We start from the raw sequence: 13,508 nt of genomic DNA on the forward strand, positions 1-13,508 counted from the left end.
CTTGGCAGTCGACCTGATCCGGAGTGGATTGATGACGCTTCACCCAAGTGTCATATTACTGTCACGCAAATGCACTACTTTGTTGGCATTAACACCGACAGAGACTTTGAGGAAAAACATGACAAGCACAATTTTGGTGGTTGAAGACGAACCAGCCATTGCAGAACTGATCGCGGTGAACTTGAGTTTTGCCGGCCACAAAGTGCTGCGCGCCACCGATGCCGACCAGGCTCGCACCCTGATCACGGCTGAATTGCCCGACCTGGTCCTGCTGGACTGGATGTTACCGGGCAAAAGCGGGATCCAGTTTGCTCAGGAACTGCGTGCCGAGGAACGCACTCGACAAGTGCCTGTCATCATGTTGACGGCCCGCACCGAAGAACAGGACAAAGTTGACGGGCTAGAAGCGGGTGCGGATGATTACATCACCAAGCCATTTTCCCCAAAAGAGCTACTGGCCCGCATCAAGGCAGTATTGCGACGGCGCGCGCCGCAACTGACCGATGACGTGGTCGAGGTGCAAGGCTTGAAGCTAGACCCAGTGACCCACCGTATTCAGGGACACGACAAGATTCTGGACATGGGTCCAACGGAGTTTCGGCTTCTGCACTTCTTCATGACACACCCTGAACGGGTGCACAGCCGGACCCAACTGCTTGACCAGGTGTGGGGCGACCATGTGTTTGTGGAAGAACGGACGGTGGATGTGCACATTCGACGACTTCGGCAGGCCCTCACCTTGTCCGGCCATGACCGCCTGATTGAAACAGTTCGAGGTGCCGGGTATCGCTTCACCGTGAACCAGAGTGAGAGCGCGCTGGGCTAGAATATCGGTCTATGACTGCGCTGATCTTTCGCCTTGTGTTTTTCGCCCTGACCTTGGGGGCAGCCTCTATTGTGGGCCAAATGGCCTATGGGCACCAGGGCGCCGTGTTGTTCGCCATCGGTGCTGCGGTGTTGAATTACGCCGTGCAGGTGCGATCAGGACGAAAAGTCGCAGCCTGGCTGGACGATTTTACCCCCGAGAACATTCCGCGTGTGTCTGGCTGGTGGGACGACCTTGCTGCCAAACTGTTTCGCTACCTGCGCTTGCACCAACGCCAGCAACAGGCCCTGAGCAACGCACTGGTGTCGTTTCGCACCGCAGCGCAAGCGCTACCCGATGGCGTGGTCACTTTGAATGCACAAGGCCATATTTCGTGGTGCAACGACACCGCCCAAGACCATTTGGGTTTGAAACTCGGCACCGACATCGGCCAACCACTGATCAACCTGGTGCGTAACCCGGCTTTTCACCATTACATCAGCAGCCGCAGTTGGGAACAGCCCTTGATGATGAGCGCCCCCAGAAGCCGAAGCAAAATTTTGTCGGTTCAACTGGTGAGCTATGGCGACAACCAGGTGTTGGTGCTAACCCGCGACGTTACCAAAGTGGAAAAGTTGGAACGCATGCGGCGCGACTTCATTGCCAATGTATCCCATGAACTGAAAACCCCGCTGACCGTGCTGAGCGGCTTTCTGGAAACAATCCGCGATCTGCCGCTGAGCCCTGAGCAGCAAAAGGAATACCTGAACCTGATGTACACCCAGGCCAACCGCATGCAAAACCTGGTGGAAGACCTGTTGGCTTTGTCGGCACTGGAATCCGCCCCCAGTGCCAGCGAACATGGCGAAACCGTTGACTTAAGCCAGATTGCCCAACGCACCGTGGATGACGCCATTCAGTTGTCGGGTGGCAAACATCAATTGGATGTTCAGATTACCCCCGGGCTGTTGGCCATGGGCAATAGCGCCGAAGTGCTTAGCGCCTTTTCGAACATCGTGACCAACGCTGTGCGTTACACGCCCGAGAAAGGTGCGATTTCAGTGCGCCTGACCCGCACTGAAAACGAGTTGGGCCGCGCCTGTGCAGCATTTGTGGTGAAAGACACCGGCATTGGCATTTCGGCCGAGCACATTCCCCGGCTGACCGAGCGTTTCTACCGGGTGGACCGCAGCCGTTCGCGTGAAAGTGGTGGCACCGGCCTTGGCCTGGCAATCGTAAAGCATGTGGTGCAGCGCCACGATGGTGAGCTGGACATTCAAAGCAAGCCCAACCAGGGCAGTACGTTCACCTTGATCATGCCCCTGGTTAGATCGGTTGTTACAGATTAAATGAACCGATGTGGCTTGGCAGTTTCGAATACGATCTTAATTGGGTCAAATCTGCGCCACCCCAAGTCACGATGTCTTCAGAGTTGGATAGGGGACGATTTTCCTGTCTGAAATCGCTTCTACCGATGACAACCTTTATTCCGTCAAACAACTGATCACGTTTGAGTTTTATCTTTAAATCGAATCCTGAACCAATCGCCTCCTCAAGATGAGGGCCCAATAGCAGTTTGGCTCGTTCAATGGCGATCTCCAAAGGCTGTTGATTAGCCAAAGCATCGCGAATACATGCTCGCAGGCTTGCCGAAACCGCTGAGTCACTTCCCAATAAGGCTTCAATATCTGCTCGCTGAGAATCGTTAACTGATCCATCAATATTTAATCGAATAGAAAGATTCAAAGGCTCCACAGAATTGCCATCGCCCTTGGCGATACCATCTGGACCGAATGTACTGTGCTGAATACTGACATCATCAAGATTGAAATGCAGTTTTAGCATTCCACTTTGACCCCGACCCGATGACGCTACTGAATCAGAACTGAAAGGGGTTATCAGTTTCATTTTGGCCGACAGAATACCTTGCTGATGAAATTGATCTATCACCATGTTCTGGAATTTTGAAACGTCAACAGTATCCGAGCTGAGCGTTTTTAGAGCATCGATCAGATGAATGTAATTGAAATAACCAGCCAAAGGCGCATCGTTCGGTTTACGCTCGGTCACTGGATATTTAGCGACGAACTTTGCTACACCGGTCGAGATGCTAACAGAGTTAAAAGACGTCATGAGGAATCCCCGAAACATTGAAAACCATGAGTGGGCAATCAGAGTCTGAAAGTTCAGAACTCACCAGCATGCCGATAACCAGAAACCGTTAATCAGTCCTCTAGACCGTGACGATATGCGATGGAAATTTCAGTGTGCGAAATCACACCCACCAACACATACCGTTGTTGACGGCTCAACACGGGCAACGCATCAAGGCCGTACTTGACCATGTGCTGCACGGCATGGCGAACGGTCATGTCATCGAAGACAAATCGAGGGCGCTGCGCAATCAGCGACTCAATACCCTGTGTGCAGGCAACCTGACCGGTTTCAATCGCGGTCAAAATGCGATCACGATCAACCACCCCTTTCAACCGCCCCTCGGCATCCACCACGGGGTACACAGCAAAGCGATATGCATGCGGATCGCTTCGCATGGCCGTGACCACGTCCAAAATCTGTTGACCCGATTGAAACCGCATCACCTGCTGATTGGCCACTTGATGAACCAACACTTGTTCCAGCGGGTCGGCCGAATATTCAGCCGGTGTGCGAACACCTCGCCGCGCAATTTTTTCGGTCATGATGGTGTTGCGCATCACCAGCGATGACACCAGATAGGCCGCTGCGCAGCCCCCCAACAAGGGCAAGAGCCCCATGGGCTGCAAGGTGGTCTCAAACGCAAACACGGCAGAGGTCAGCAATGCACGGGACGCGCCCGCAAACAAGGCAGCCATGCCCACCAGGGCGGCCACCCGCACATCAATGTGCAGCATGGGCAACACACTGGCAGTGACTTTGCCCAACAACAAACCCAAGCCACCACCCAGGGTAAACAATGGGGCGAGGGTACCGCCGGAAGTTCCGCTACCCAATGAAATCGACCATGAGAAAAACTTGAACGCGATCAGCACCGCGACAGCTTGCCAAGCAAGACCATCGGACAAAATATTGCGGATGTTGTAATAGCCCACCCCCAAGGTGTCTGGCGCGAAATAACCAGCAACACCCACAGCCAACGCACCGAGTGCAGGCCACCACATCCAGTGTATGGGTAGTCGCTCAAACGTGTCCTCAATGCCATACACAATGCGGGTTACTCCCGCTGCAGCCAGGCCCATCACAGCGCCCAGCAGCGTGTAGAACACCAACGCCCCCAAGCCCGGCGGGCCCAGTTCAGGCATGGCGAAAATTGGCTCCGAGCCTTCCATCACAATGCGCATGCCCGCGGCAGTCACCGCCGCCAAAGCAACCGGAATGATGGAGCGAGGTCGGTATTCAAACAACAACAATTCAATGGCAATCAGTACCGCCGACACCGGGCTGCCGAAGATGGCAGACATGCCGGCCGCCGCACCGGCGGCCAACAGGGTTTTGCGCTCAGCGGTGGAGACTGGAATTTTTTGCCCCACAAAGGAGCCCAGTGCACTGCCCGTGGCGATGATGGGGCCCTCGGCACCAAATGGACCGCCTGTGCCGATGGAAATGGCGGAAGATATCGGCTTCAAGAACATGACCCGAGCCGGAATGCGGCTTCGATTGGTCAATACCTGCTCCATGGCCTCCGGGATGCCATGCCCGCGAATGGCTTTGGAACCATAGCGCGCCATGAGACCAATCAGCACTGCGCCCACCACTGGTATGGGCAATACCCACCATCCCAGGTGCGCAACAGCATCGGCCGGGCTCACGTCGTGAGCCTGAAAGTGACCATAGAATGCAAGGTTGGTGATGATGGCGATCAGCTTCAACATGAGCCAGGCCACACCACTGGCTGCCAGGCCCAACAAGATGGCCAAGCCCGACATACTGATGGTGCGTTTGTCGAGCAAGCCGGGTTGCTGACTTAGGTGCTCAGACTCCAGGACCAAGTCCAGCGACGGCGATACAGTGAGACCATCGGTGGTGGCGGCGTGGGAGGATGTGATGGAAGGCGTTGCGCGATGGGTATTTGCGACAGGTTTCATGCTCGACAGGTGGACCGTTCTGCGGCATGCAGGCGCACGGCAAGCCAGACGGATGAACTTTCCGTGCAGCCTGCATTGGCCATGGTTTATTTGTTAAAAACTGTGAACAGTTTACACCAAGCGAACTGCCCAAGCGGGTTGGGCTTAACCGAACTGGGCCTTCAAGCGTTCGTTCAGTTGTGCAAACCAGGTGAACTGGGTGTCCAGAATACGTTGTTGACGTGGGCTGAGGCGCGCTTCAGGCCTGGCCGCTGCCCACACTGGCGCCGGGAAATGGGCATCATCCGTAAAGCGGGGAATAACATGCCAGTGCAGGTGGGGCACCACGTTGCCCAGCGTGGCCAGGTTTACTTTGTCAGGTTTGAACTGCTGAAGTACAAATTCCTCCAGCAACACCACCGCGCTCATGCACAGCGTGCGCTGCTCGGGTGGCAATTGAGAAAACTCCTGCACGTGGGTTTTCCACACCAGTCGTAAAAAGCCCGGATACAAGGCTTCCCGGGCATCAATCACCCGGAACAGTGGATGGCGGTAAATCAATTCACCGCCATCACTGTTGCACAAGGGGCAATCCATCAGACCAGAATCCGCTCGATGCCGCCGTCGTTGGCCTGCTTCACATACTCGGGCAACCAGTTGTCGCCCAGCACATGTTTGGCAATTTCAACCACGATGTAATCCGCTTCAACCGTTGCGTCCTTGCTGTAACGGCTCAAGCCTTGCAAGCAGGATGGGCAGCTGGTGAGGATCTTCACGTCCGCACCCGGTGCCTTGTCGCGCAGGGCATCGGCACCCTTGCGCATTTCCTCTTCCTTGCGGAAACGCACTTGGGTGGCCACGTCGGGGCGGGACACCCCGAATGTACCCGACTCGCCACAGCAGCGGTCGTTCTTGACAATGGTTTGCCCTTGCATGTCGCTGTTCATCAAGGTGTTAATCACTTTGAGCGGATCATAGGTTTTCATGGGGGTGTGACAAGGGTCGTGGTACATGTACTGCACACCGGTCACCTGGTCCAGCTTCACGCCTTTTTCCATCAGAAATTCATGGATATCGATGATGCGGCAACCCGGGAAAATCTTCTCAAACTCATAACCCTGCAACTGGTCGTAACAGGTGCCACAGCTGACCACCACAGTCTTGATGTCGAGGTAGTTGAGCGTGTTGGCCACCCGGTGGAACAGCACCCGGTTGTCGGTGATGATTTTCTCGGCCTTGTCGGACTGCCCTGCCCCGCGCTGTGGATAACCGCAGCACAGGTAACCCGGTGGCAACACGGTTTGCACGCCCACATGCCACAACATGGCTTGGGTGGCCAAACCGACCTGGCTGTACAGGCGCTCAGAGCCACAACCTGGGAAGTAAAACACCGCTTCGGTATCGGCCTGTGTGCCCTTGGGGTTGCGAATCACCGGCACGTAATCACTGTTTTCAATGTCCAGCAAGGCACGGGCGGTTTTCTTGGGCAACCCACCGGGCATCGGCTTGTTGATGAAGTGGATGATCTGCTCGCGAATCGGCGCTTTGCCCACGGTCGCTGGCGGTTTGCTGGTCTGGTTGTCGACAAGCCCAATCGCCTTACCGACTTTATACGCCAAGCGTTGTGCCTTGAAACCGATGTCGGTGATGCCCACCCGCATGGCTTTGATGGTGGCTGGGTCTTTCGCATTCAGGAAAGCCATGGCCGCCGCAGTACCTGGGTTGAAGCTCTTCTTGCCCATTTTGCGCAGCAAGGCGCGCATGTTCATGGACACATCGCCAAAGTCGATGTCGACCGGGCATGGCGTGACGCACTTGTGGCAAACCGTGCAGTGGTCAGCCACGTCTTCAAACTCGGCCCAGTGCTTAATAGAAACACCGCGACGGGTTTGTTCCTCGTACAGGAAGGCCTCCACCAACAAGGAGGTGGCCAGAATTTTATTACGCGGACTGTACAGCAAGTTGGCACGGGGCACGTGTGTAGAACACACCGGCTTGCACTTGCCGCAACGCAGGCAGTCCTTCATGGAATTGGCAATCGAACCAATGTCGCTTTGGCTCATGATGAGACTTTCATGCCCCATCAGGTTGAAGCTGGGCGTGTAGGCGTTGGCCAAGTCACCACCCGGCAACAACTTGCCCTTGTTGAAGCGGCCTTCTGGGTCGATGCGCTGCTTGTAGTCCTGGAACGGCTTCAGCTCGGCTTCCGACAGGTATTGGTATTTGGTGATGCCAATGCCATGTTCCCCAGAAATCACACCGTCCAGGTCGCGCGCAATTTGCATGATGCGATCCACCGTGTGCTCCGCTTCGCGCAGCATGTCATAGTCGTCCGAATTCACCGGCAGGTTGGTGTGGACGTTGCCGTCACCGGCGTGCATGTGCAGCGCCACAAACACCCGGCCACGCAGCACTTTTTTGTGGATGGCACGGGCTTCGGCCACCACGGGCGCAAACACGCCGCCCACAAAAATGCGGTCCAGGTGAGCGCGGATTTCGGTTTTCCAACTGACGCGCACGGTGCGGTCCTGGAGCACATCGAATACGCGGGCATCGGGCTGTTGTGCCAGGCGCTTGGTCAGCTCGCCATCCAGGTGACCCATGCCCAGGCTCAGCAGGACCGGCTTGGCCGCTTCCAGACCCATGTCCATGTTGGACAGCAACCAGCTCCAGCGCTCGTGTACGGTGTCCAGCAGCTCGTTGGCCCGCAACACACGGTCACCGATGATTTCATCAGGTGACAGTTTGCTGGTGTCTGCGTCGTCGCTTTTGCCCAAGGCCAGCGGCAGCGCGAAGAAACCTCGCAATGCCGCGACCAGCTTCAGCTTGTTGCGAATCGACAGCTCAATGTTGATGCGTTCAATCGCGTCGGTGTACTCGCCCATGCGGTGCAAGGGAATGACCACGTCTTCGTTGATTTTGAAGGCATTGGTGTGGCGCGCAATGGCCGCCGTGCGGGAACGGTCGAGCCAGAATTTTTTGCGGGCTTCAGGGCTAACCGCCACAAAGCCTTCGCCAGAGCGACCATTGGACAAGCGAATCACTTCCGAGGCCGCTTTGGCCACGGCGTCTTCGTCATCGCCCACGATGTCGCCAAACAGCACCATCTTGGGAAAAGCGCCCCGCTTGGATTTCGGACTGTAACGCACAGCGCGCAAGTAGCGCTCGTCCAAATGTTCCAGGCCCGCCAGAATGGCGCCCATGGCCTTGCCCTCGCCGTCCAGGTAGTCCTTGATTTCAACAATCGACGGCACGGCATCCCGGGCTTGTCCGTAGAACTCCAGACACACCGTGCGGGTGTGGCTGGGCATGCGGTGCAGTACCCACTTGGCCGACGTGATCAAGCCATCACAACCCTCTTTCTGAATACCGGGCAGGCCTGCCAGAAATTTGTCAGTGACGTCTTTGCCCAAGCCGACCTTGCGGAACACTTTGCCTTCGACCACCAGGCGTTCGGTCTTCAAGACCTTGTCACCCGGTTTGCGATTGCCGTCACTCCACACCAGCTCGAACTCGGCTTGCGCTGCATCGTGAATTTTGCCGAGGTTGTGGTTGATCCGGGTCACTTCCAGCCAATTGCCTTCCGGGTCCACCATTCTCCACCAGGCCAGGTTGTCGAGCGCGGTGCCCCACAACACGGCCTTTTTGCCACCCGCGTTCATGGCAATGTTGCCACCAATGCAACTGGCCTCGGCGGAGGTTGGATCAACAGCAAACACGCGCCCTGCTTTTTCTGCGGCTTCAGACACACGCTTGGTGACCACACCCGCACCGGAATAGACCGTGGCGTATTCAGTGCTCAGGCCGGGCAACGTTTCCATCACAACCGGGCCCAGCTCTTCCAGCTTCTCGGTGTTGATGACCGCAGACAGGGCGGTGAGTGGCACCGCACCACCGGTGTAACCGGTGCCGCCTCCGCGTGGAATGATGGTCAGCCCCAGGCTGATACAGGCTTTCACCAAACCCGGGATTTCGGATTCCCGGTCGGGTGTGAGCACCACCATGGGGTATTCCACACGCCAGTCGGTGGCGTCTGTGACATGCGATACGCGAGACAGTCCATCGAACTTGATGTTGTCTTTCGCGGTGTGCTCGCCCAGCGCATGGCGGGCGCGGCTGCGAAAGTCGCGCAGGGTGTCGAACTCTTTCTGGAAAGCCAGCACGGCTTGCTCGGCCGAGGTCAGCAGTTCGCGAACGCGGGCACTGCGGTCGTCGGCTTCGTGGTTTTCGTTGGACTCCACGCGGCGAACATTGATTTCGCTCAAGCGGTGAAACAGCGCGGAAATGAGGGCTTGCAAACGCTTGGGGTTGTCCAGCAAATCGTCTTGCAGATAGGGGTTGCGGCGCACCACCCAAATGTCGCCCAACACCTCGAACAGCATGCGGGCCGAGCGACCTGTTTTCCGCTCCTGACGCAGTTCCTGCAGGATGTCCCAGGCCTTTTGGCCAAGCAGGCGGATCACGATCTCCCGGTCGGAGAACGAGGTGTAGTTGTACGGAATTTCCCGCAGGCGGGTGGTTTCGCCGGCTGAGGGTTTCAAGGTGTTCAATTCAACGGGTGCGTTCATGCAAAACCTTTTAACTGCTTAGCACCACATGGTACCAAAGGCAACGCTGGAGCGCCTAGAGCAACGCCCCTGTTTTTATCGCCAAAACCCTGATGGCAAAAGGGGCATCAGGGGTATTGGATGGGTGATTTCATCGTCGACTTACATGCGTTTGGGCGCCGAAACACCCAGCACGGCCAAGCCGTTGGCCAACACTGTGGCCACCGCCACCAGCAGGGCCAAACGGGCCTTTTTCAGTTGGACATCATCCACGCGCACACGTTCCGCGTTGTAGAAAGTGTGGAAGGCTCCAGCGAGCTCACGCAGGTAAAACGCAATGTGGTGGGGCGCCAATTCATCGGCCGATTTGGCCAACACATCGGCATAACTGGCCAAGGCCCGCAACAAAGCCGCTTCTGACGGGGCCTGCAATAGGTCCAGGTTGGCTTCTTTCAAGCCGATGACATCCACGCCCTCCTGGTCCAAAATGGAGTGAATACGGGCATGCGCGTATTGCACGTAGTACACCGGGTTTTCGTCGGATTGAGACAGCGCGAGGTCTACATCGAACACAAACTCGGTGTCGGCTTTGCGCGACACCAGGAAAAACCGCACGGCATCTCGCCCTTTGGTCAGTGCGTCAGGCTGGCTCAACATCGGCTGACTTTCATCCACACCACCGGACCAGCAGATAAGGTCTCGCACTGTCACGTAGCTGCCCGCACGCTTGGAGATTTTGACCTCTTGCCCACCCTTCATGACGGTGACCATTTTGTGCAACACATAGTCAGGGTAGCCCTGCGGAATGCCGACATCGGCCGCTTGCAGACCAGCCCGAACCCGGGCAATGGTGCCATGGTGGTCGGTGCCCTGAATGTTGATGACTTTGCCAAAACCACGACGGAATTTGCTGATGTGGTAAGCCACATCGGGCACAAAATACGTGTAACCCCCTTCGGATTTGCGCATCACGCGGTCTTTGTCGTCACCGAAGTCGGTGGACCGCAGCCACAGCGCACCGTCTTGCTCGTAGGTTTTGCCGGAAGCCACCATTTTCTGGACGGCCTCTTCCACTTTCCCGTTAGTGTACAAGGAGCTTTCGAGGTAAAAATTGTCGAACTGCACGCCAAAGGCTGTCAAATCCAGGTCTTGCTCAGCGCGCAAATAGGCCACTGCAAAGGCGCGAATGGACTCGAAATCGTCCACATGGCCACTGCCCTTCACGGGCTCACCGTCGGCGGCCTTCACTTCCTTGCCAGCCAGAAAATCAGCAGCAATATCGGCAATGTAATCGCCGTTGTAGGCGCTCTCGGGCCAGCCCGCATCGCCCGGCTTCAAGCCCTTGGCGCGACACTGCACCGAGGTGGCCAGGGTTTGAATCTGTACGCCGGCATCGTTGTAGTAAAACTCTTTGTACACAGTCCAGCCCTGGGTTTTCATGACCGAGGCCATGGCGTCGCCCAACGCGGCCTGCCGACCGTGGCCCACATGCAAAGGGCCTGTGGGGTTGGCCGATACAAATTCAATCAACACGGTTTCGCCTGCATGTTCAGACGATTGCCCAAAAGCAGCCCCCTGCTCCAGCACCGCGGACACCACAGCAGTGCGTGCCTGCGCGCTCAGGCGAATGTTGATGAAACCTGGGCCGGCAATCTCAATGGCCTCGACCAGACCAGCACAAATGGGGTTGGCCTTGACATGATCGACCAACGCTTGGGCCAATTCACGCGGGTTTTTTCGGGCTGGCTTGGCCAACTGCATGGCCAGGTTGCAAGCCACATCGCCATGGCTGGCATCCTTGGGTTTTTCAAGTGTGACCACCCCTTCAAAAGGCGTGCCCAATGCAGCAGTGGCAGCGTGTTCAAAAGCGGTGGCAAGTGTTTGGCGGTGTTGTGGCAGCATGGTCCAAAGGGGCCCGGGGAGGCGGTGTTGCTCTTGACCCAACGTGGATCTTCGAGCAATGGGGTGTCGAAACCCTCCATTGTATCAAGGATTTGCTTCGCCCATCGACGCTACCGCTGCTTGGCAACCCAGGCAAAGTGGCGTGCCAAGGCGTCATCGCCCCGAAGTTGCTCCAGCGTCGGGAACTGCCGAGCCAAGGTCATTTCGTCATAGAGGTCGTGAATGCCATCGTGGCAGGTGCGGCACACATTGATGCCCTGATTGAGTTGCATCTTGTTGAAATGTCGCTGGAAAAAAGCGCGACGATGCAATTTTTTGGGAATCAGGTGATGGAATGTGAGTAGCGTCGTACGGCCACAACAGGCACAAACGCCCTGCTTGATACGAAGTGAGGCCATGGCATGTCAACAACGGTTGGGCTACGCCTATTGTGCCCCAACTGGGGAGCAGACTGTTAACGCGACTTGCCACCCAGCACCAGCCGGCGAACTGGAGACACGCAGACCATGACGATGTTCAACAGCACAAAAGCACTCAAAAACAAATGAGCCTCGTTCAGCCGAAGGTGTGTGCTGAACACGGTTTGACTGACCCACGCCACCGAATGACGCAACCAGGGCAAAAATGGCCAGACCAATACAAGGCAAGCCGACAGCACCGAGAACAGGGCCAAACCGACCAGCACACGCCGAAACAGGCCTGAAGCCGCATGCAAAATAACGAAGAGACCCAAGTTGATGGCCAGCCAGATGGCATCGCCCATCCAACCCTGGCGGGCCCAGGGAAACACCATGGCCCACGACAGGCAAACTGCGATGGCCAGAATGAGAATGCCGGTGGACTGCAGTGTTTTGTGCATGGAAACCTCCCGAAACGAACCGTGTGTTTTTTTTGAAAGAAAGACAACGCGCGATGGCGCAGAAGGTTAACGCGTTCGGGATTTGGATCTGGGTTTGGCCCCGGAAGCCGATTGTGTTTGCTTCAATGTGGACAACCAAGCTTGACGAAAGGCGGCAATCAAACCGGGCATATCGGCTGGGACAGCCTGCGGAAGGCCTTCCAGATGCTGGCGCAGTGCTGCTTTGTAAGTGCCATCCAATTGCTGCTGCACAGCACAGCCCAACAAGGCGATGGTGTCGGTTTGGCCTCCGCGCTGAAAAAGCTGCAGGGCTTTGAAGGCCCGCTCTGGCTTACGGTACACGTCGATCTCGGTCAACAGGGCCAGTACATCGGCAATGCCGGGACTGGATCGACCCTCCAGCGCCTGAATGCTGGCCACCACGCGACAGAGGTCTCGCAATTCATTGGGGAATTTCAAGTGGGCTGCCACTCGGTCCAGGTGCTCACGATCCATGAACAGGCCCAAGGCATAGGCCCAACGCAGCTCAACATCGCCCAGATCGAGCAAACCCCGAAACTGCGCCTCTTCAAAATGCGCCAATGCGCAATCCATACCCGGCAATAGCGCATCCCAAGCATTGAGCTTGCTCAACAGCTTGAACAGGCGCGCTGGCTTTTTTTCTCCCATGCCCCGGTTGAATTCTGCAAACACGCGTTCGGGGGTTAGGTGCTGCAATTCCCCCGACATCACCAGGCCACGGCACATTTCAAACGTCACCGGGTCAATGCGGAAATCCGTGAAGCGAGCCATGAAACGCCCCAAGCGCAACACACGAAGCGGGTCTTCGAGAAAGGCTCGACTCACATGTCGAAAGGTTCGATCTTGAATATCGCTCCAACCGTCGTAAGGGTCGATCACCCGTCCCTTTGAATCCATGGCCATGGCATTGACTGTGAAGTCACGGCGGCGCAAATCCTCTTCCAGGCTGACAGACGGATCAGCAAAAAAAGTAAAACCCTTGTAGCCTTGCCCGCTTTTGCGTTCTGTCCGCGCCAGTGCATATTCTTCATGGGTTTGGGGATGCAAGAAAACCGGGAAATCCGCACCCACGGGTGCAAAACCGGCAGCAGCCATGTCCTGGGGTGTGGCCCCAACCACCACCCAGTCCCGGTCTTGCGATGGGCTACCCAGCAGCGCATCCCGAACAGCCCCGCCCACCACATACACCGCCACCTTGCGTGGTAATTTGGCCACTGTGGCATCGTGCTCAAAACCAGCAAGCAAAGGGAGTTCGGGCGTCAAAGTCATGGTGTGGGCGGGTGTCAAAACGCCGTCAGGGTACCACCTTGAGG

General features: G+C 56.6%; 10 protein-coding genes. 2 read left to right on the forward strand and 8 right to left on the reverse strand.

The window, feature by feature from the left end; all coding sequences use genetic code 11:
- The first annotated feature begins 118 nt into the window (after positions 1 to 118).
- A complete protein-coding gene (gene phoB, locus NQT62_RS00400; RefSeq protein ID WP_256762545.1) occupies positions 119 to 826 on the forward strand; it encodes a phosphate regulon transcriptional regulator PhoB in 708 nt (235 codons plus the stop codon).
- Positions 827 to 837: 11 nt separating this feature from the next.
- Positions 838 to 2,154 carry a phosphate regulon sensor histidine kinase PhoR gene (gene phoR / locus NQT62_RS00405; protein ID WP_256762546.1) on the forward strand — a complete coding sequence of 439 codons (1,317 nt, stop codon included), beginning with the start codon at positions 838 to 840 and terminating at the stop codon, positions 2,152 to 2,154.
- On the opposite strand, the gene NQT62_RS00410 is transcribed toward phoR, so the two are convergent.
- The 8 genes from NQT62_RS00410 to NQT62_RS00445 form a co-directional block, all read right to left on the reverse strand.
- Complete coding sequence (locus NQT62_RS00410) at positions 2,144 to 2,938, reverse strand: hypothetical protein (protein ID WP_256762547.1); 795 nt, start codon at positions 2,936 to 2,938, stop codon at positions 2,144 to 2,146. The two genes, phoR and NQT62_RS00410, sit on opposite strands and share 11 nt — an antisense overlap.
- A gap of 92 nt (positions 2,939 to 3,030) precedes the next feature.
- Positions 3,031 to 4,887 carry a chloride channel protein gene (locus NQT62_RS00415; RefSeq protein ID WP_256762548.1) on the reverse strand — a complete coding sequence of 619 codons (1,857 nt, stop codon included), beginning with the start codon at positions 4,885 to 4,887 and terminating at the stop codon, positions 3,031 to 3,033.
- A gap of 144 nt (positions 4,888 to 5,031) precedes the next feature.
- Positions 5,032 to 5,463 carry an HIT family protein gene (locus tag NQT62_RS00420; RefSeq protein ID WP_256762549.1) on the reverse strand — a complete coding sequence of 144 codons (432 nt, stop codon included), beginning with the start codon at positions 5,461 to 5,463 and terminating at the stop codon, positions 5,032 to 5,034.
- Positions 5,463 to 9,434 carry a DUF3683 domain-containing protein gene (locus NQT62_RS00425; protein ID WP_256762550.1) on the reverse strand — a complete coding sequence of 1,324 codons (3,972 nt, stop codon included), beginning with the start codon at positions 9,432 to 9,434 and terminating at the stop codon, positions 5,463 to 5,465. The genes NQT62_RS00420 and NQT62_RS00425 overlap by 1 nt, the downstream gene beginning before the upstream one ends.
- Before the next feature lie 141 nt (positions 9,435 to 9,575).
- Positions 9,576 to 11,315, reverse strand: coding sequence for an arginine--tRNA ligase (gene argS / locus NQT62_RS00430; RefSeq protein ID WP_256762551.1), 1,740 nt, complete (start codon positions 11,313 to 11,315; stop codon positions 9,576 to 9,578).
- A 110-nt stretch (positions 11,316 to 11,425) separates the two neighbouring features.
- Entirely contained in the window at positions 11,426 to 11,713 is a 288-nt protein-coding gene (locus tag NQT62_RS00435; protein ID WP_256762552.1) for a hypothetical protein, read from the reverse strand.
- Between the two features lie 56 nt (positions 11,714 to 11,769).
- The gene (locus tag NQT62_RS00440) at positions 11,770 to 12,174 is read right to left on the reverse strand and encodes a hypothetical protein (RefSeq protein ID WP_256762553.1); all 405 of its coding nucleotides are present in this window, start codon (positions 12,172 to 12,174) and stop codon (positions 11,770 to 11,772) included.
- A gap of 66 nt (positions 12,175 to 12,240) precedes the next feature.
- The gene (locus NQT62_RS00445) at positions 12,241 to 13,464 is read right to left on the reverse strand and encodes a tRNA nucleotidyltransferase/poly(A) polymerase-related protein (protein ID WP_306173500.1); all 1,224 of its coding nucleotides are present in this window, start codon (positions 13,462 to 13,464) and stop codon (positions 12,241 to 12,243) included.
- Positions 13,465 to 13,508: the final 44 nt, after the last annotated feature.

The sequence above is a fragment of the Limnobacter humi genome (assembly GCF_024518835.1).
GTDB classification, from domain to species: Bacteria; Pseudomonadota; Gammaproteobacteria; order Burkholderiales; family Burkholderiaceae_B; genus Limnobacter; species Limnobacter humi.

Excerpts from the sequence above, each read along its gene's own strand:
- phoB (WP_256762545.1), top strand. The coding sequence starts at position 119 with ATGACAAGCACAATTTTGGTGGTTGAAGACGAACCAGCCATTGCAGAA.
- phoR (WP_256762546.1), top strand. The coding sequence starts at position 838 with ATGACTGCGCTGATCTTTCGCCTTGTGTTTTTCGCCCTGACCTTGGGG.
- NQT62_RS00410 (WP_256762547.1), bottom strand. The coding sequence starts at position 2,938 with ATGACGTCTTTTAACTCTGTTAGCATCTCGACCGGTGTAGCAAAGTTC.
- NQT62_RS00415 (WP_256762548.1), bottom strand. The coding sequence starts at position 4,887 with ATGAAACCTGTCGCAAATACCCATCGCGCAACGCCTTCCATCACATCC.
- NQT62_RS00420 (WP_256762549.1), bottom strand. The coding sequence starts at position 5,463 with ATGGATTGCCCCTTGTGCAACAGTGATGGCGGTGAATTGATTTACCGC.
- NQT62_RS00425 (WP_256762550.1), bottom strand. The coding sequence starts at position 9,434 with ATGAACGCACCCGTTGAATTGAACACCTTGAAACCCTCAGCCGGCGAA.
- argS (WP_256762551.1), bottom strand. The coding sequence starts at position 11,315 with ATGCTGCCACAACACCGCCAAACACTTGCCACCGCTTTTGAACACGCT.
- NQT62_RS00435 (WP_256762552.1), bottom strand. The coding sequence starts at position 11,713 with ATGGCCTCACTTCGTATCAAGCAGGGCGTTTGTGCCTGTTGTGGCCGT.
- NQT62_RS00440 (WP_256762553.1), bottom strand. The coding sequence starts at position 12,174 with ATGCACAAAACACTGCAGTCCACCGGCATTCTCATTCTGGCCATCGCA.
- NQT62_RS00445 (WP_306173500.1), bottom strand. The coding sequence starts at position 13,464 with ATGACTTTGACGCCCGAACTCCCTTTGCTTGCTGGTTTTGAGCACGAT.